The organism is Actinoalloteichus caeruleus, assembly GCF_049311605.1.
GTDB classification, from domain to species: Bacteria; Actinomycetota; Actinomycetes; order Mycobacteriales; family Pseudonocardiaceae; genus Actinoalloteichus_B; species Actinoalloteichus_B caeruleus.
In genome coordinates, this window is record NZ_CP186005.1 from 2,089,030 (window position 1) to 2,106,416 (window position 17,387).

The 17,387-nt window shown below is 71.0% G+C and carries 15 protein-coding genes; 6 read left to right on the plus strand and 9 right to left on the minus strand.

The genetic code is table 11. The annotated features are described in order from the left end of the window. Positions 1–318 precede the first annotated feature (318 nt). Complete coding sequence (locus ACOJVX_RS09300) at positions 319–1,167, minus strand: HAD family hydrolase (protein WP_422647425.1); 849 nt, start codon at positions 1,165–1,167, stop codon at positions 319–321. A 581-nt stretch (positions 1,168–1,748) separates the two neighbouring features. Here ACOJVX_RS09300 and ACOJVX_RS09305 point away from each other — a divergent pair. Next, the gene (locus ACOJVX_RS09305; protein WP_418154535.1) at positions 1,749–2,573 is read left to right on the plus strand and encodes a helix-turn-helix domain-containing protein; all 825 of its coding nucleotides are present in this window, start codon (positions 1,749–1,751) and stop codon (positions 2,571–2,573) included. Then, positions 2,570–2,770, plus strand: coding sequence for a DUF397 domain-containing protein (locus ACOJVX_RS09310; protein ID WP_418154537.1), 201 nt, complete (start codon positions 2,570–2,572; stop codon positions 2,768–2,770). The genes ACOJVX_RS09305 and ACOJVX_RS09310 overlap by 4 nt, the downstream gene beginning before the upstream one ends. A 508-nt stretch (positions 2,771–3,278) precedes the next feature. On the opposite strand, the gene ACOJVX_RS09315 is transcribed toward ACOJVX_RS09310, so the two are convergent. Both ACOJVX_RS09315 and ACOJVX_RS09320 read right to left on the minus strand, forming a co-directional pair. After that, positions 3,279–4,661, minus strand: coding sequence for a glycosyltransferase (locus tag ACOJVX_RS09315; RefSeq protein WP_418154538.1), 1,383 nt, complete (start codon positions 4,659–4,661; stop codon positions 3,279–3,281). A gap of 207 nt (positions 4,662–4,868) precedes the next feature. Next, positions 4,869–5,711: an SAM-dependent methyltransferase gene (locus ACOJVX_RS09320; protein ID WP_418154539.1), complete on the minus strand. Its 843-nt coding sequence runs from the start codon at positions 5,709–5,711 to the stop codon at positions 4,869–4,871. 324 nt (positions 5,712–6,035) lie between these two features. Here ACOJVX_RS09320 and ACOJVX_RS09325 point away from each other — a divergent pair, with 324 nt between their 5' ends. The 4 genes from ACOJVX_RS09325 to ACOJVX_RS09340 all read left to right on the plus strand — a co-directional run bounded on the left by ACOJVX_RS09325 (position 6,036) and on the right by ACOJVX_RS09340 (position 8,651). Then, positions 6,036–6,860, plus strand: coding sequence for a helix-turn-helix domain-containing protein (locus ACOJVX_RS09325; protein ID WP_418154552.1), 825 nt, complete (start codon positions 6,036–6,038; stop codon positions 6,858–6,860). Between the two features lie 588 nt (positions 6,861–7,448). Further along, entirely contained in the window at positions 7,449–7,685 is a 237-nt protein-coding gene (locus ACOJVX_RS09330) for a DUF397 domain-containing protein (RefSeq protein WP_418154553.1), read from the plus strand. An 87-nt stretch (positions 7,686–7,772) separates the two neighbouring features. After that, positions 7,773–8,144, plus strand: coding sequence for a hypothetical protein (locus ACOJVX_RS09335; protein WP_418154540.1), 372 nt, complete (start codon positions 7,773–7,775; stop codon positions 8,142–8,144). A 102-nt stretch (positions 8,145–8,246) separates the two neighbouring features. Further along, on the plus strand, positions 8,247–8,651 hold the full coding sequence (locus ACOJVX_RS09340) for a hypothetical protein (protein WP_418154541.1): 405 nt from the start codon (positions 8,247–8,249) through the stop codon (positions 8,649–8,651). Positions 8,652–9,051: 400 nt separating this feature from the next. Here the strand turns inward: ACOJVX_RS09340 and ACOJVX_RS09345 are convergent, their stop codons facing one another. From ACOJVX_RS09345 to ACOJVX_RS09370, 6 genes are all read right to left on the minus strand, one after another. Next, positions 9,052–9,591, minus strand: coding sequence for a hypothetical protein (locus tag ACOJVX_RS09345; protein WP_418154543.1), 540 nt, complete (start codon positions 9,589–9,591; stop codon positions 9,052–9,054). Positions 9,592–9,910: 319 nt separating this feature from the next. Further along, positions 9,911–10,843: an anchored repeat-type ABC transporter permease subunit gene (locus tag ACOJVX_RS09350; protein WP_418154544.1), complete on the minus strand. Its 933-nt coding sequence runs from the start codon at positions 10,841–10,843 to the stop codon at positions 9,911–9,913. Beyond that, positions 10,840–11,592, minus strand: a complete 753-nt coding sequence (locus ACOJVX_RS09355; RefSeq protein ID WP_418154545.1) for an anchored repeat-type ABC transporter ATP-binding subunit — start codon at positions 11,590–11,592, stop codon at positions 10,840–10,842. Before ACOJVX_RS09355 ends, ACOJVX_RS09350 begins: the two co-directional genes overlap by 4 nt. Beyond that, positions 11,585–12,466 carry a TIGR03773 family transporter-associated surface protein gene (locus ACOJVX_RS09360; RefSeq protein WP_418154546.1) on the minus strand — a complete coding sequence of 294 codons (882 nt, stop codon included), beginning with the start codon at positions 12,464–12,466 and terminating at the stop codon, positions 11,585–11,587. Before ACOJVX_RS09360 ends, ACOJVX_RS09355 begins: the two co-directional genes overlap by 8 nt. Beyond that, positions 12,466–14,013, minus strand: a complete 1,548-nt coding sequence (locus tag ACOJVX_RS09365; RefSeq protein ID WP_422647426.1) for an anchored repeat ABC transporter, substrate-binding protein — start codon at positions 14,011–14,013, stop codon at positions 12,466–12,468. The genes ACOJVX_RS09360 and ACOJVX_RS09365 overlap by 1 nt, the downstream gene beginning before the upstream one ends. A 343-nt stretch (positions 14,014–14,356) precedes the next feature. Further along, complete coding sequence (locus ACOJVX_RS09370) at positions 14,357–17,362, minus strand: choice-of-anchor M domain-containing protein (protein WP_418154554.1); 3,006 nt, start codon at positions 17,360–17,362, stop codon at positions 14,357–14,359. Between the last annotated feature and the right edge of the window lie 25 nt (positions 17,363–17,387).

Genomic DNA, 17,387 nt, shown 5'->3' on the forward strand with positions numbered 1-17,387 from the left:
CGTCGGCCCCTGCCCGTCGGCCGAGGTGCAGGTAGGGGCCAGGATGTGCACGTGCGCTCTCGGTCGTCACGTGGATGAACGGCGTTTTCGGAGTGCCCTCGTCCTCGATGCTTCCGGTGCCCCCGGGCTCCCCAGGGGCCGTCCGGACAAACCCGACCCGGAACCGCTGTCCAGGCCCAATCGGGAGGCGGCCCTGTGACCAGCCCCCGTGGTGGCCCGCTGGCGCAGGCGGCGGTTGAGAGGTCAACGTCGGATATGAGGCGAACATGCGGCAGGCCCGCCTCACATCGAGGCGGGCCTGCCGCACTACCTGCGCCGTCAGACGACGAAGGACTTGGAACCCATTCGCGAGCGGGCAACAGTCGGACGTGCCGGTGATCGTTCCACCGAGGTCAGCGCCTCCGTGGTCAGCTCCCGCGTCAACGCCGCTACGCCGCGAAGATTGTCGACCACCCGCCCCACACCCGGCGACGGGTAGTCGTAGCCGTGTCCGGTGGGCATCCCCGTCAGCTCCGACCACGTCGAGATATGCGCCGCCAGCTGGTCCGCCGTCCCGGAGCCCGTCAGCACCCCAAGGAAGGAGGTGCCCGCACGCCGCGCGGCCTCAGCATCCGCGACCGTGTCACCGATGACGACCACCTGCTTCGGGGACACACTCGCCAGCTGCAACGTTTCTGCTACCCGGTGCGACGCGAGCTCCACCAGAGCACCCCGATCGACGTGCTCGCATCCATATGCCCCAGATTCCAGGTCGAGCACTCCTGTCATGCCCGCCGACGTCACTTTGAGGATCGTCGCGAGCGCGCTATTGGCCGTCACTACCGTGCAGTGATGAAGCGGAGAGACCCGAAGGTCGCGCATCGCGACCAGGGCGTCCTCGTATGGCCGAATACTTAGGGGAAACATTCTCCCGAACGCGGCGTCGATACGGCGGACGGTGTCTCGTACGTCATCAGGCCCGGTCGGGAGTCCATCGAATGTCCGGTATCGGATGACACGGTCCACCAGGGTGATGCCATCCGGTGCATCGCACAGGCCGGTTGGTAGCTTGGATCGCGCACTGGTGTGGTATCCGCGGGCATATGCTTCCAGTGAGCCCCCCTCGTTCGGCCACAGGGTGCCCTCGAGGTCGGTGCAAACGATAGTCAGATCTGCGGGGAAGTACACAGGGCCTCCTACGCGCGCGCGACAGGGCGAACGGGCGTTTGTTCTGCGACAGCAGCGTCGACCGCCGCTCCCAACCGGATCGACCCCTCGGCGTCGACCACCACCGTCTGTGTGGGCAGGGCGAGGAGAGCGGACCGTTGCAGCGTGGGACTGATCGTCACCACAGTCGGCCGGCCGTCCGCCCCCCGGAGCTCATGCTGGGTCGGGTGGCCCCGCCACCACAGGCACAGGCTGAGCCACTGGGAGTTGCCGGCGGGCACGTCCACGTACGAGCGGTGCCCAGCCGATGTCACGTACAGGCGAGCACCCAAGCTGGTCGAGCGGACCTCGAGCAGACAGGGCGTTCCGTCGAGGCGCTGGGCGCGAATTCTGGGTGACAACGTGCCTCCGGGATTGGGGAGCCCAACGGGCATGCCAGCCGCAGCCGCATCGTCTAGCCGTGAGCAGCTGCGGACCTTCGTGTGAAGGGAAGGTGGAAACTGGCAGGTTCCCCGGGGATATCCTGTTTCCCCGGGGAAACGGGCGCAATACCCCAGATGAGGGAATCCGTTCCCGGCGACAGGAGTGTTTAGGATGTCCACATGACGTGGACGGCGCGCTCCAGGACCATCGGCGGCGAGCTGCGGAGGCAGCGGGTAGCCGCGCGTCTCACCCTGGAGGATCTGGGCAGCCACGTCGGCGTCGGGCGCACCACGATCCACCGATGGGAGACCGGCGAGAGGGATATCGGCCGCAGTCACCTGGTGAACGTTCTAGAAGCCCTCGGTGTCACGGGAACATCCCGGGCCGAGTTGCTCGACCTCCACGCGGACCTCACCCAGCCGGCGTGGTGGGACGCGGACGACGTACCAAGCACCCTTCGCCCTCTCGCGGCGCTGGAAGCCCAAGCAACTCAGATCACGGATGTCGCGATCGTGCTCGTGCCGGGCCTGCTGCAGACTGCGGATTTCGCTGCCGCTGCCATCAGGGGTTCGGGCGTAACGGCAGGTTCGGAAATCGATCGGCGCGTCGCTGCGCGTCTGGCTCGACAGAAGATCTTGCCGACCATTACCTACCGTGCAGTGATCGATGAAGCTGCATTGGTGCGGCCCGTCGGCGATTGGCGGGTCATGGCAGCACAGGCCGAACACCTGGTGGAGCTGGCGGACGAGATGCCTATTCACGTTGTGCCGCTCGACAGGGGCGCACATGCGGGGCTTACCGGCGCATTCATGCTTCTCGAATTTTCAGCGGGGTGGCCGGTGGTACACATCGACGGCCTGCGGTCGTCGACCCTGATCGATGGCCGCGTGCAGACCCGAGAGTATGCCCGAGCCACAGAGGCGATCACCGGTCTGGCGATGAGTCGCACCGCCAGCCGAAACCTGATCGCCGAGTATGTTGACCGATGGAGGAAACGCGCATGACGCGCACGACAAACCAGGTGACGCTCAGTCGATGGCACACTTCATCCGCGTCGAGCACGCAGAACTGTGTTGAGATCGGTGTGGGCCCGGGCATCGTTGGTGTCCGCGACAGCAAGAACCGCACTGGCGGCGCCATCGTCGTCCCTGCACCTGTGTTCGCCGGGTTCGTGGCCGCCGTGAAAGACAACCGATACTGACCACCACACGCTGTGCCCCCCGGCCGTCCGGGGGGCACAGTTGTATCGGTCGATGCCCTAGAAACCAGCCCTTCTGCTCCAGGCCCGAGCGAGGGCGGCGGCAATACCGCCCCCCGCTCCGCAACCGGGGTGACCGGCCACCGTCACTGCGGGGCCATCACCAGGACCACTCCTACCATCCCGGTCACCACCATCACGACGACGGCGCCAACCAGATAGGCCGCCCACTGGTTCGTCCACGCCAGGTGTCCGAGCCAGCCGGCCCGGTTCGCTCCCGAGTCCTTCGACCTGGCGGGCGGCCCGGCCGGGTGGCCCGCCAGGTGGGGGCTGCCAGGTAGGGGCCGACAGCGGGAATCCGGGACCCCGACCAGGCGGGCTGCGACGAGCCCGCCTGGTCGGCCTCGTCGCCGATTTAGCCGACGTGGACACCGTGGTCGGGGAACGCGGCTACCGCTTCTCCCGCGGCTGCCCCGCGCGAGGACCGACTCGAGGAGTGACGGTGGCCGGCTCATCCTGGTCTGGCCGCGGGCGTGCCGTGGTCAGGGTCGGTGCGGGCGGGTCCGGTTGGTGCCGGGCCGGCGGCCCCGGGTAGACGGGATGTGTCGGCGACCACCTGGGCCAACTCGGCGGCGACCGAGGCAGGCGCGTCGCATCCCGCGATCTCGGCGGCGAACTCCCGCGCACGGGCCCGGTACCGGGGCTCCCGCAACACCCGTTCCACGGCGTCGGCGACCGCCTCGGCGGGCGGCGTTCCGGTGCGCAGGTCGATCCCGGCACCCGACCACGCGACCCTGGCGGCGTTCTCCGGGTTGTCGGCGCTGTCCCCGGCCACGACCAGCGGCACGCCGGCCCCCAGCGCCTGGTGCGTCCCCCCGGCGCCCCCGTTGGTGACCAGCACGTCCACTCTGGGCAGCAGCCGGTCGTAGGCGAGGAACCGTTCCACCCGCACGTTGGGCGGGAGCGCGGCGGCGCCCGGCACCGCCGACTCGGGGCGTCCCCCGGTGGCCACCACGACCAGGACGTCCTTCCCTGCCAGGCCGCGCACCGTCGGCCCGACCAGGCGGTCGAGATCGACGTTGTCGATGGTCCCCTGCGTGACGTGCACGACGGGGCGAGCGTCGTCGAGCTCAGACCACCAGGGCGGGGGCGTCCACGCGGTGGGGCCGCTCGGCGGGAGGGGCCCCACGAACCGGAAGGACGCGGGCAGGTCGCTCCTCGGGTACTCGAAACCCGCGCTCGTCAACTGCGTGAACCGGTCGGCGAGGACGGGCCAGTCGAGCACGAACTCCGGTAGGCGGGGCAGTCCCAGTTCCCGCAGCCCCCGGTTCACCCGGTCCTGGGCCGCACGGAACACGACCTCGCGGGCGGCCCAGGTGAGCACCGCGTTGCGGGGCGCGTTGAGCGGTGACCGCAGCGGCGGCAGCGCCATGCCGAACGGCGCGGTGTCCCGACTGGACTGCGCCAGGGGGAAGACCCCGGCACCCACGACGGGGGGCCTTCGCGCCGGTGGACCCGCCAACAGCGGGAGGACCCCCAGGAACGACTGTTCCACCAGCAGCGCCTCCGCCGGGTCCCGGTCCAGCTCCGCCCGCAACGCCCGGTACTGGCCGAGCATCGAGGCGGCGAAGACCTCCGCGTAGTCGAAGGCGAGCTTCCGGATCCCGGTCAGCGGGACGCGCCCCGGGAACAGCTCGTCGAACCGCCGGTAGTCGTAGTCGCACGCCTTGGGCAGCGGCACGTGTTCGATGCCCACCGCCGCCACCGCGTCGGCGAAGCGGGCTCCGGTCAGCATCCGCACCCGGTGCCCGGCTCGCACCAGACCCGCGCCCAGTCCGCGCAGCGGGTTCACGTGACCGTGGATCGGACTGGAACAGAGCAGGTAGTCACCCAACGTCGTCCTCCTCCCTCGACCGGCGGGACCTCCGACACCGCTCCCCGCGTCGGCCGGGGGAGGAGTTCCACCGCGCCGGCGAAGCCCGGACCACGTCGGGGCTCGCAGCGGGACGTCCCGATCTGACCGGCGGAACCGTACCCCCGGGGCGAGGCCCGGGACCGGCCGGTGTGGACGGACCGCACCGCCACCCCGGCGATCCTGCGATCAGCGCTTCACGCCGACCCCCACCACGACGACCCGGTCGGACTCCGGGGGCGGGTTGAGCCGGGGCCCGTCGGGCCACCACGCCGACGGGCGGGTCAGCCCGGGTCGGACGAGTTCGAGGCCGTCGAAGTAGGACTCGATCTCCGCCGCCGCCCGGAAGTGCACCGAGGTCATCGAGCTGGCCTCGTACACCGCCGCCACCTCGCGGGCCAGCGCGCTGACCGGCCCTCCGTCCCCCGGGTCCAGGAGGTGGCTCATCGCCACGCACGACCCGGCCGGTAACGCCTCGACGTAGCGGCGCACCACCTCGTGCGGCCGGCGGTCGGCGCCCAGGTACACCAGGGACAGGCACTGCAGCAGCGCGACCGGCCGTTCCCAGTCCAGGTACCTGGTTAGCGTCGGGTCAGCCAGGAGGATGTCCGGCTCGGCCAGATCACCGGCCACGAAGTGGGTGCGGTCGTTCTCCTCCAACAACGCCGGGCCCTGTGCGATCACGATCGGGTCGACGTCGACGTAGACGACCCGGGCCTCCGGGTTCGCCCGCTGCGCGATCTCGTGCACGTTCTCGTCGGTGGGCAGGCCACAACCGAGGTCGAGGAACTGGTCGATCCCCCGGCGGCCGGCCAGGTACCGCACCGCCCTGCTCAGCCATCGCCGGTGCTCACGAGCGACCTGCCTCGCCTCGGGGAAGACCCCGAGCACGTCCCGGGTCACCTCGCGGTCGGCCTCGTAGTTGTCCTTGCCGCCCAGGAGTGAGTCGTAGACCCTGGCCATGCTCGCCCGAACACCGTTCATCGGCGGCGTCACGAACTGGTGGGCTGCTGATTCATCAGAACGTGGCATAGGCAGACCTACTGTTCCTGGCGTGGCAAGGATCTCAAGGATAGACGCGGTGATCCGTGACGGAGGCCACCGGTTCCGGGTTCCGCGTGATCCTGCTGAGAACGCCGTCCTCGGCCGTCGATGCGGCCCAACAGGATGACGAATGCTCCGCTCGGGACGCATCACCACCCGGTGTAGCTTGATATGAACGGGTGAATCTCGGGCAGCCCTGCTCGACCGGACGCGGGCGATCCGGTAAGGACGGGGAGTTGGACTGGCAGTGGGCTGGTGGGAGGTGGCGTGGCCACGGGTGAGTCCGCGCACAGCGGATCGACCGCGCGGCGAATGGTCCTCGGTGGGCAGTTGCGCAGGCTGCGGGAAGCCAGGGACCTCTCCCGGGAGGACGCCGGACACGCGATTCGCGGCTCCGAGTCCAAGATCAGCCGGATGGAGCTCGGTCGTGTCAGCTTCAAGGAACGCGATGTCGCCGACCTGCTGACCCTTTACGGCGTGCACGAGGAGGCGGAACGCGGCAGTTTCCTCGACCTCGTGCGGCAGTCCAACCAGCCGGGGTGGTGGAACCGCTACAGCGACCTGATGCCGCGCTGGTTCCAGGACTACGTCGGGCTGGAGGAGTCCGCCTCCCGCGTGCAGACCTACGAGGTGCTGTTCGTGCCCGGTCTGTTGCAGACCGAGCGTTACGCCAGGGCCGTCGTCCGACGCGGTATCCCCGACGCCTCGGAGGACGAGGTGTCGCGCCGGGTGACCCTGCGCATGCAGCGCAAGAAGGTGTTCACCTATCCCCGGCCGCCCCGGTTGTGGGCCGTGATCGACGAGTCGGTGTTGCACCGTCCGCTCGGTGGCCCGGAGGTGCTGCGGGAGCAGGTCGAGGAACTCCTCGAACTCGTCAAACTGCCGAACGTCTCGCTCCAGGTCGTCCCCTTCGGCCCGCGCGGGTCCTCCGCCGAGAGCGCCTTCACGATGTTGCGGTTCGCCGAGCCGGAGTTGCCGGACATCGTCTACCTCGAACACCTGTGTGGCGCGCTGTACCTGGACAAGCCGGCGGAGATCGACCTCTACAGCCAGGTCTTCCACCGGTTGACCCTGGACGCCGCCACCCCCGCGCAGACGAAGAAGATCCTCAACGAGGTGCGGAACCGCCTGGCCTGAGCGCTGCCCGCCCGGGTCGTCGTCCGCGGCCGTCGTCGTGGCGGGTCGGTGGGGAACGGGCTGTGGGCGTGGCCGTCGTGGCCGAGGCGGTCCCGGTGCCACCGTCCGAATCCGCCCCGTCCTCTCCGTCCGCCGGGTGCGGGTTGGGGACGTCCTCCGTCCCGTGTCCGGGGTGCCGCCCTTCAGGCCCGCCCCGGGTGTGGCCCCTGGTCGGGTGAGCGGTTCGGGGTCGGGTGTGTGCGCTGGAGGAGGGGCGGCGGCCGGGTGGCGACGGTTCGTGGGCCTGGGCGTCGGCGCGGTGCCGAGCGGGGCGGCTCGAACCGTTCGGACCGGCTGGCCGGCGGTCAGGGCGGCCCGGCCGCCCGGGGCGGATATCGCTTTCCCGCTCGCGGTCTCGCCGGAACGCGCTGGTGGTGGGGGCGGGGTGGCCGGTGGCAATCGCCCGAACGCTGCCCGTTACAGTGATCTACATCACCCTCCTGCTGCACGTGCATACGCCCGTGCACGTCGCCGTGCTAGCTTTAGATGCACGGTCAAATGCACGTGCATCCGGCCTCCGGGTGGCAGTCGGAGAGGTGGGAGAGTCCGATGGACGAGATCCGCAACGGGATACCGGCCAGACTCCTGGACGGAGTGTCCTGGCGAAAGAGTCGGCAGAGTGGCGCGGTCGGCAACTGCGTCGAGGTCGCCAAACTCACCAGCGGTGAGATCGCGCTACGCAATTCCCGCTATCCGGACGGCCCGGCGCTGATCTACACCAGGGCCGAGATCGCCGCGTTCCTCTCCGGAGCCAAGGACGGCGAGTTCGACTACATCCTGTCCTGACCGCTCGGGACAACGTGTCGCCGCGCGACCGCTCGATTCGCACAACGCTGTGCGTGCCGTGAAACGCCGACAGTTATGGGTTCCTTCATGACCGATATCGCTGACAGGCTACGAGCCATGATGGCGCGGGGCTTCCGATTCCTGCACCCGCGCGACGAGAACGGTGACCTGGTCGCGGTGACCGGAATCAGCTTGCACGACGGTGTTATCGACCTCCTCCAGCTATACGGGGAGGACGACGCGCAGGCGGTCAGGATGCCGGCGGACGAAGCCGATATCTTCTTTCCCCGTACCGTGTTGTGGCGGGCGAACGGACCGGCGGCCGACGTGATCGAGGAACTGCTGCACCTCCCGGAGCCGGCGGCGGCACACCGCGTCCGGCGCCGGGAACTGAGCCGTGGCGGATGCTGGGTGCCGGCGCGACCCGGCAGGCAGCGTTGGCTCGCCGCGTCGTCCTGACCGGGACGACCAGACGGTGGAGGTTCGACATCGCGGGTCGAGCGGCCACCACCCCCGCCACATCCGGTCGGTCCCACCCGTCCAACCATCCCGGGGGATGCGATGTCCGTGACTCAGCCCACCCTGCTGGAAGCACCCGTCTCCTGGGTTCGCGTGTTGCCCGGCTACCACATCAGCCAGCGACGCGGAGTGTCCAGCATCGCGGAGATCTCCCGCTCGGGCCGACTGCTGCTCAGACTCGCCCGCCTGCCGGAGGCCACCGCCGGACTGGACCCGCACCAGGTCGTCGAACTCGTTGACGCCGTCCGGGACCGACAGCCTGGCCGGTGGTCGGTGTGGAACCCTGTCGTCGGCGTCGCGGCCCTCGTCCTCCACATCGAGGACCACGACTACGTGACCCTCTCCCTCGACGGAGCCGGAGTGCCGGACTGGCAGATCCGCTTCGGGCGGGACCGCGTCGACCACCTGGCCGACGTGCTGGCCGACGCCGCCGACCACCTGTACTGACCCGACTCGTCCCCGGGGCGACGGGGCCGACCTGCCGGCCGGACGCGCCTCCGATCGCTACCGATCCGGCGGCCGCTGCCCATCGTGGCAGGCCGGGGGTTCCCGCGCGGCCCGCCGCCGCCTCGCCTGCCGGCCACCGTCGATCGAGGACGCGCGACGCCCCCGGTCGTGCGCCCCTCCGGGATCCGGTGTGCCGCGCCCCCCGCCGGTCGTCGCGGTCTCGGCCGCTCGGAACGACCCCGTCGAACCTGTGCCAGCGGGCCTCCCCGCACCAGGTGCGCACCCGTGCCGCGGCTGGTCACCCGCATCTCGTCCCGTCCGGACACCGCTCCAGGTGGTCATCGTGGCCGTTCGACCGTCTCCCGCTCCCGGATGCGAGCTCCACCGGTGTCGTCTCGGCCTACTTCTCCACTGCCAGCGGAGGGACCTGGCTGGTCGCTCCGGTGCTCGGGAGGGCCGCCGTCCTGATCCTCGTACTCGGAGCGCCCCCTGGGGAAGCGGGTCGCACGACGCCCCGGCGACGGCGATGAGCGAGCATCGCTGCCGGTCGCTCGCCGTCGCGGCGATCGAGGGTCCGAGCCCGTTCTCCTCGGACGGGTCGAGGAAGACGGGTCGCACCGGACCGCGTGTCACTTGTCGACGATGTGCCGATCGGGTCGGTGGTCTTCGCGAGTTCGGTCCGCACCTGCTGCCACGCGATGTCGTCGATCCCAAGGGCGTGGCGGAGGTAGGCCCAGCAGGCCCGTCGGACCAACGCGACCCGCTCGGGGCTCTCGTCGGTGATGTCCTCGGCGTGGTAGGCGTGGATCCCGCCGAGCATGTGCTCGGCCCCGAACAGGGTGAGCGAACCCCGGACACCCGGGCTGCGGTGGTAGACGTCGGTGAACAGTCGGGGCCACGGGGTCGAGAGCGCGGACTGGTCCTGGTCGCCCGCGACCACGAGGGCCGGCGTGGTCAGCTCGTCGAAGTCGGGACCCCATGAAGGAGAAGTGCTCCCTGGCGGAGGGCGTCAGGTCGTTCCCGCCGATGCCCGTGGTCGGGAGGAACACCTCGGCTTTGACGCGGGGATCGGTCTGGCTGGGCCGGGCCCTCCGTCCGGGCCGATGACGCGCGCACCGAGGAGCATGCTGACGGTCTGCCCCACCCCAGGTGTGCCCGGCGACGGCCGTGCGGTCGCCCTCGACGAGGTCGGTGAGGCGGAGCCGAGCGCGCGGCCCGCCCGCCTCACCGTCGAACGATCCGGGGGGCCGGCGTGCCTCCTACCCGACCGAGGAGGCCCCCGCTCCCTCCTCCGAGGTGGCTGCCGCGCGGTCGTCCTCGTCCCCGTCCACCTGGGCGGGACGGGACCTGGCCCGCCACCGGGAGACCAGGCCGTGCCGGGGAGCGAGGAACCAGCACACCAGGAACGTCACCGTCGCGGTCAACACGATCATCCCGCCCGCCGCCAGGTCCAGCGCGTAGGAGAGGTAGAGCCCCACCACCGACGACAGCGCCCCGATGGCCGGGGCCAGCAAGGTCATCACCCCCAGGCGGTCGGTGAGCAGCCGCGCGCACGCCGCCGGGGTGATGAGCAGCGCCAACACCAGGACGTTCCCGACCGCCTGGAGCGAGATGACGATGGCGACGGTGACCATCGCGTAGAGCGCCATGTCCAACCAGAACACCGGCAGCCCCACCGAGCGGGCGGTCTCCCGGTCGAGGCTGACGGTCACGATCTCCTTCGTCAACGCGAGCGCCGAGACGACGACGGCCCCGCCGACCAGCGCCACCCCGAGCACGTCGGAGTCACCGATCCCCAAGATGGACCCGAACAGGAACGACTCGAGCGAACCGCTGTACCCCGGTGCGGTGCTGAGGATGACGATGCCGAGCCCGAAGGCACCCGCGAAGAAGACCCCGATGACGGTGTCCTCCCGCAGCCGCCGGTTCTGCGAGAAGACGGCGACCAACAACGCCGTCACCAGCCCGGCGACCGCGCCCCCCACGACCAGGTTCGCCTGCAGCACGAAGGCCACCGCCACCCCAGGGAACACCGCGTGCGACACGGCGTCACCGATGAAGGCCATGCCCCGCAGCACCACGTGGGTGCCGATGACCCCGCAGACCACGCCGGACATGATCGCGACCAGGAACGCCCGTCGCATGAACACCTGGTCCCACGGTTCGACGAGGAAGTCGATCACACCACTCACGTGTCCACCCCCAGGGAACGCAGCAACGAGGTCGAGCCGGCCACCCCGAAGGCCGCCAACCACACCGACGGGTCCCGCAGCTCGGCGGGTGGCCCATCGGCGATCACGGTGCGGTTGAGCAGACACAACCGGGTCGACAGGCTCGCTGCCGCCGGCAGGTCGTGGGTCGTCATGAGCAGTGCCCTGCCCTCCCGACGCAACGTCTCGAACAGTCCGGTGAGCAACTCCTGGGTCGGCACGTCCAACCCCGTGAAGGGTTCGTCGAGCAGCAGCAGCTCCGGGCGCAGGGCCAACGCCCTGGCCACCAGCACCCGCTGCCGCTGCCCACCGGACAGCTCCCCGATCGGCCGGCGTCGGAGCCCGCCGAGCGAGACCCTGTCCAGCGCCTCGTCCACCGCGTTCCGGTCCACGGCGCCGGGACGCCGCAGCCAGCCCACTCGGTGGACCCGGCCGGTCAGCACGGCCTTCTCCACGGAGATCGGGAAGTCCCAGGCGAACTCGTGCCGCTGCGGCACGTACCCGACCGTGCCCCTGGCCCGGTCCGGGGTGCGGTCACCCAGGCGGATCGTCCCGGCACGGGGCGGGAGGAGTCCGAGCACCGCGCGCAGCAGGGTGGTCTTCCCCGCGCCGTTCGGGCCGATCAGCCCGACCAGTTCTCCCGCCGACACGGCCAGATCCACGTCCCGCAGGGCGGTGCGGCCGCCGAGGTCGACGGAGAGCTTGTCGACCCGCATCAGGGGTTCAGCCACGTCCGGTGCCCTCCCGTCCCTTCGAGCGCCGTCGCCGCCACAGCGCGACCGCCACGAGTGCCAGCGCCGCGCCGCCGACGACGATGGCCAGCACCACGGGACCGCCGGTCGACTGGTCCTCACCCGCGTCCGGGCCGTCGGCGTCGGGCGCCGGATCGGAGGGCACGGGGCCGTGGCGGGTCAGACTCGCGTCGAAGGCCGTCTCGGGGTCGCCCTCACCGGCGAAGAACCGGAGCGTGCCCCGGTCGCTGAGCTCCTGCCCGTCCTCGAGTCGCGCGCTCATCTCGATGTCGAGCAGGTACGCGCCGGGTTCGAGGAACGCCCAGTTGCCGTGCACGTGTGTGTTGACCTCGATACCGGAGGTCTGAGGGAACGCTTCCCGGCTGTCGAAGACGGGGTTCGGCTCGCCGAAGCTCCCGTTGAGGAACAACGCGAAATCCCCCGGTCCCTCGACTCCGTGCAACGACCAGGTGACCTCCCTGGCCACGCGGGTGGCCACCTCGGCGTCCTGCGTGTTCCACCCCGGCCACAACACGCCCTCCAGCTGGGCCTGCGGCAGCAGCCAGACCTCCTCACCGGGAGTCCCGAGGAAGGCGAAGTCCTCGTCGTCGGGGACCTCGGCTGTCGCCAGGTCAGTGGCCTGTAGCACGACATCGTCCAGGGACCGCCAGACCGCCGGGTCCACCGTGTCGTCACGCACCCGAAGCACCCAGGCCCCGTCCTCGAACCGTGGGCCGATGTCCACATGACCCTCGGCGATGACGACCCGCTCGCCCTCGGTGTCGGGGACCTCGGAGGCGAGGCCTCCCGGTGCCACCGCGACCGCGAGCAGCCCGAGCACACCCGCCAGGCCGATCCCGTCCCGGCCCCGCATCACGCGCCTCCCAGGCAACGACGGAGCTCGTCGGCGTTGTGCCGCATCATCTCGACGTAGCTGCCCACGTCCTCGCCGAATGCGTCACCGTAGATGGTGCAGACCTCGACATCCTGGTCGTGGGCGACCTGGGTCAGAACCGATGCGCGTTGCACCAGGTTCGGTTCCATGAACACGGCGGGCACCTCGAGGTTGCGAATGGTGTCGGTCAGGGTGTTGACCTGCCGGACGCTGGGTTCCTGCGCCGGATTCGGGACCACGAACCCGGCGACGGTCAGGTCGTAGGCGTCGGCGAGATAGCCGAACGCGTCGTGGGTGGTGATCAACTGGCGGTTCTCCGCCGGGATGCCGGCCAGCGTGCGGCGCACGTAGTCGTCGAGCTCGTCGAGCTCGACGAGATACGCGCGACCGCGTTCCTGATAGGTCTCGGCGCCCTCGGGGTCGGCTTCCACCAGGGTGTCGCGGATGTGTTGCACGTAGGCCTTCGCGTTCTCCACGTTCTGCCACAGGTGGGGGTCGATCTCGCCGTGGACGTGCTTGCCCAGGACGGCCTGCGGTAGTTGGAAGACCAATGTCCCCGGTTCGCCCAGGAACGAGAACCGCTCGTCGCCGGGCACTTCCTCCCTCGCCCGATTCGGCACGTCGATGACGACATCCTCGGCCGGGACGATGACCTGGTCGGCGCCGGCGACCCCGGAGTCGCTGTATGCGTAGAGCTCGCCGGTGTCGAGGTCGACGGTCACGTCGGTGTGGCCGTCGTCGAGGATGACGGCGTCCCCCTCCACCTCCACCGTGTGCGGGTCGACCCCGACGGCGAAGGTGAAGGTGTCCCGCCCCAGCTCCACCTGGTCGGCGTCCCCGACGTCCAGTGCCGCCTCCAGCGTGAGCCGGTAGACACCGGGCTCGGTGAATGCCCAGTTCACGTGGGTGTGCGCGGCCGGTGGCAGCACGGCGAGGTCGGTGTCGTCGAAGCCGTCCGACGAGTGGTAGTAGATCTCCGGGGCACCCAGGGTCTGGGTCAGGTAGACCGCCAACTCACCGGGCCCCTCGAGCGCGGTGGCCCGCAGCTCGACCTGGGAGGTGCGGGTCGCACCGTGTTCCTCACCGTCCCCGCGCACGCGGAGCCCGAGCCAGAGCACGTCGAGGCCGATGTTCTCGACCAGCGGGATGACGCGGGCGCCGTAGCTCTCGGAGATCTCGGCCAGCGAAACGTTGAGCGAGTCCTCGGGCAGGTTGTTGTCGACGGTGCGGATCAACGCCTGTTCCTCAAGGAGCAGGTGGTTCGTGAAGGCCACGTCGGCCCTGGTGACCCGCCCCGCGTCCGCCGGAGTGGGTTCGTAGGAATGGGGGTCCCCGCCCGGAGGTACCAGCGAGCTGCTGCTCACCCGGTCCCCTCCCACCCTGGCGACCAGGTCGGCGAGTATCTCCGTCGTGCTGATGACGACGAGTTCACCGTCGTCGGCGCCACTCGCACCGGCACACGCCGAAGTCGCCGTCAGCAGGGCCACGGCCGCAGCCGCGCATACCGTTCGTCGGGGAACGGGCATCGCGATGTCCTCGTCTTCCGCCGGCGGTGCCGGCACTCGATGTTCGGTCGTCCGCTTGACCCGGCGCGCAGGCGTCAAGGTGAGCCGGTGGTGGTGTCGTGACCGGGATGCGGGGGCGGGCGCACGGTGTTGGTCGGGTTGTCGGGTGGCCACGGCCTCGTGCTGCCCATCGCCCATCGCCCATCGCCCATCGCCAACCGGACGCCGGTATCGGGCCGGGAGAGGGATTCGGTGGTGTCGCGCGGACGCGGCCCGCCGCGGGCCCTGTTCCCGGAGGACAGGGGAAGGACACGCGAGCGGGCGGACCCCCTTCGAGCCCGCCCACGTCCTCGGCTCCTGGCACTCACTCGACCGGAGCGCGCGATCGGGCCCGGCCGAACCACCACACGACGCCGCCGAGCACCAGAAGGAGCCCGCCGAGCGCTGCCAGGGGCAGGGCTGAGCCGGTGCCGGTCCAGGCGAGGCCGCCGCCCCCGCCGCCCCCTCCGTCGCCCCCTCCGTCGCCCCCGCCGCCCCCTCCGCCGGGACCACCGCCCCCTCCGCCGGGACCATCGCCGCCCGGGTGGGAGGGGGTGGTCGTGGTCGGCGGCGGGGTGCCACCCGGATCACCCGGGCCGGGGGGTGGGGAGGAGCTGGGTGGCGGGGTGGGACCCGGCCCCGGATCGTCGCCCTCCCCGCACCGGGGCACCGAGGTCACGTCCACCTCACCCACCGCGACGGCCAGGGTCCCGCCGTCCGAGGTGGATCCGCCCGCCGGGGTCGTCGCCGACATCGTGAAGGACAGACAGTGGACGCCCTCCGCCGTGAACGCCCAGTTGGCGTGCGCGTGCTGGCCGAGGGGCACGTCGAAGCCCGTGGGCAGCGCGTCCCGGCTGTCGAGGAGCGGATCGTTCGGTCCGAACGTCCCGTCCTGGTAGAGGACGAAGGCCCCGGGCCCCTCCGCCGCCGTGAGCTGCCAGTGGACGGTTCCGTCCAGCTGGTCGGGAAGGATCTCCTCGGTGTTCCACCCCGGCCACAGCACCCCCTCCAGCTGGGTTTGCGGCAGGATCCACACCGGATCGCCGGGCTCACCCAGGAAGTCGTAGGCGGGGGCGTCGGGAACGGTCGTCCGTGAGTCGGGGTTGGCGTGGAAGAGGACGTCCTCCAACTCGCGCCACTCCACCACGCCGGGGGTGGTGCCGTCCTTGACCGCCATCCGCAGCTCGTCCTCCCGCACTCGCGCGGCGACGTCCACGTGGCCCTCGTCGAGGACGACGAGCTCGTCGGAGGGAGGCGGCGGCTTCGGGGTGTCCGGCGGTGGGCCGTCGTCGTCCCGGCCGCAGGGTGTCACCGTCGAGGGGTCCGTGTCCCCGGCGACCACCGTGACCAGCTGTCGGTCGGAGACGGCGTGCCCGTCGGCCCGGGTGGCGCTGACCTCCACGTCCACGCAGTAGGTGCCGGCGCCCACGAAGGCCCACTCGCGGACCTGCGTGCCGTGCGCGCGCGTCCGAACCGACGTGTGTTCACCCCCGACCGTGTCGAGGATCCGGGTGCCACCGCGTCCCACCGCGTAGAACGCGACATCCCCCGGGCCGCCGGCGTCGTGCACCCGCCAGGTGAGGGTTGCCCCGTCGACCTGGTCGGGCAGGACGTCGGCGGTGTCGAGACCGAGCACCGGCCAGTCCGCGCCCTGCGTGGACCGGAAGCGCCAGTACCGTTCGCCGGGCTCCCCCAGGAAACCGGTGAACCCCGATGCGGGCACCGTCGCCGACTCGGTGGTGTGGAGGACGACGTCCGAGGGGGAGTGGTACCTCGGGTCGGTGGCGTCGCGGTTCGACCGGACGTCGAGTCGGAGTTCGCCGTCCACGAAACGCGCGCTCAGCTCGGAGGAGGTGTCGCCACCGAGCACCACCGGGTCCCCGGCGGGCTCGGTCGGCGACTCCCGGGGCTCCCGCTCCGGCACCGGGCCCGACCGGCCACACGGAACGACCTCCTCCGCCGCGACGTCCCCCACGGCGAGCGTCAGGCGCTGCCGGTCGGACACCGTCCTCCCGTCGGGCAGGGTGCCGCTGGCCGAGAACGTCAGGCAGTAGACGCCCTCCTCGGTGAACGCCCAGTTGGCGTGGGTGTGCGCCGGGACGCTCATCATCCGCACGTTGGGGCTGCCGCCCCGGCTGACGAACACCGGAGGAGCGCCGTCCCTGGCCGCCGACGACAGGTACATCGCCAGGTTCCCGGGCCCGGTGACGTGGTCGAGCCGCCAGTCGAGGCTGCCGAGCACCACCTCCTCGTGCCAGCGGATGTCCGAGCCCCACCCCGCCCACAGCACGTCGGGCCGGCTCGTCTGCGGCAGCAGCCACATCGGGTCACCGGCCGGGCGGCCCAGCCAGTCGGCGACTGAGCCCTCGGGGATCGTCGTCCGCGAGGCGGTGCCGGCGTGGAGCACGACGTCGTCGAACTCCCGCATGACCTCCTCGTCGGCGTGCAGCCGCGTGCCGTCGCGCAGCTGGAGGCGCAGCTCGTCGTCGACCAACCGGGGGTAGATGGCGTCGACGTGCCCCCGGTCCAGCACGAGGACCGGCTCCTCCGGCGCCGGCTGGTCCGCGCCGCAGACCCGCACCTCGCCGGGGGAGACGTCCCCGACGACGACGGTGAGCACGTCGAGGCCGGTGACCTCGGGGCCCGACCCGAGCGCCGCCGTCGTCCGCACCCCCAGGCAGTAGGTCCCCTCGGCCGAGAAACTCCAGGTGAGGCGTTCGTCCCGATCCGGCGGGTACTCGTGGACGTCGGGCAGGCCGTCCTTGCTGTTCCACCGGACCGCCGAGGGCGGGCGGTCGCCGGTGGCGGCCACGAAGACCGCCACCTCGCCGGGCCCGGTCAGCGTCTCCAGTCCGAGGCCGACGCGTCCGGTGACCTCGGCGCGGTCGACGCCCCGGGTGCTCAACGCGACCCGGGGCAACCCCTCGGCGCCGGCCGCCGGCAGCGTCCAGACGGCATCCCCTGGATCGGCGGGGAACGGGTGGTGCGGGGGTTGGACGGTCTCGGCGGCGGCCGGGACGTGCAGGGCGGCCTCCGCCGGCCCGTACCGGACCGGAGCCTCGGGGTCGCTGGTGTCGGCGAACCCCGCCGAGAGCGACGATCCGTCCAGCCTCGCCTGGAGTTCCACCGACCCGGTCGTCAGCAGCACCGGCGTGTCGGTGGTCTCCTGAGCTCCCTGCGAGTTCACCGCGCTGCCCGATCGGGTGAGGGCCAAGGCCTCCTGGCTGAGGGGGCTCGCCGTCGCGAGGACGGCTCCGGGCAGCGTCGCCGTCGCCGCCGCGGCGATCAGCGCCGTCCAGGTCCTTCGGGTTCGTGGTGTCGTCGCACGCATTGTCACGTCGCTCCGATCACGTCGT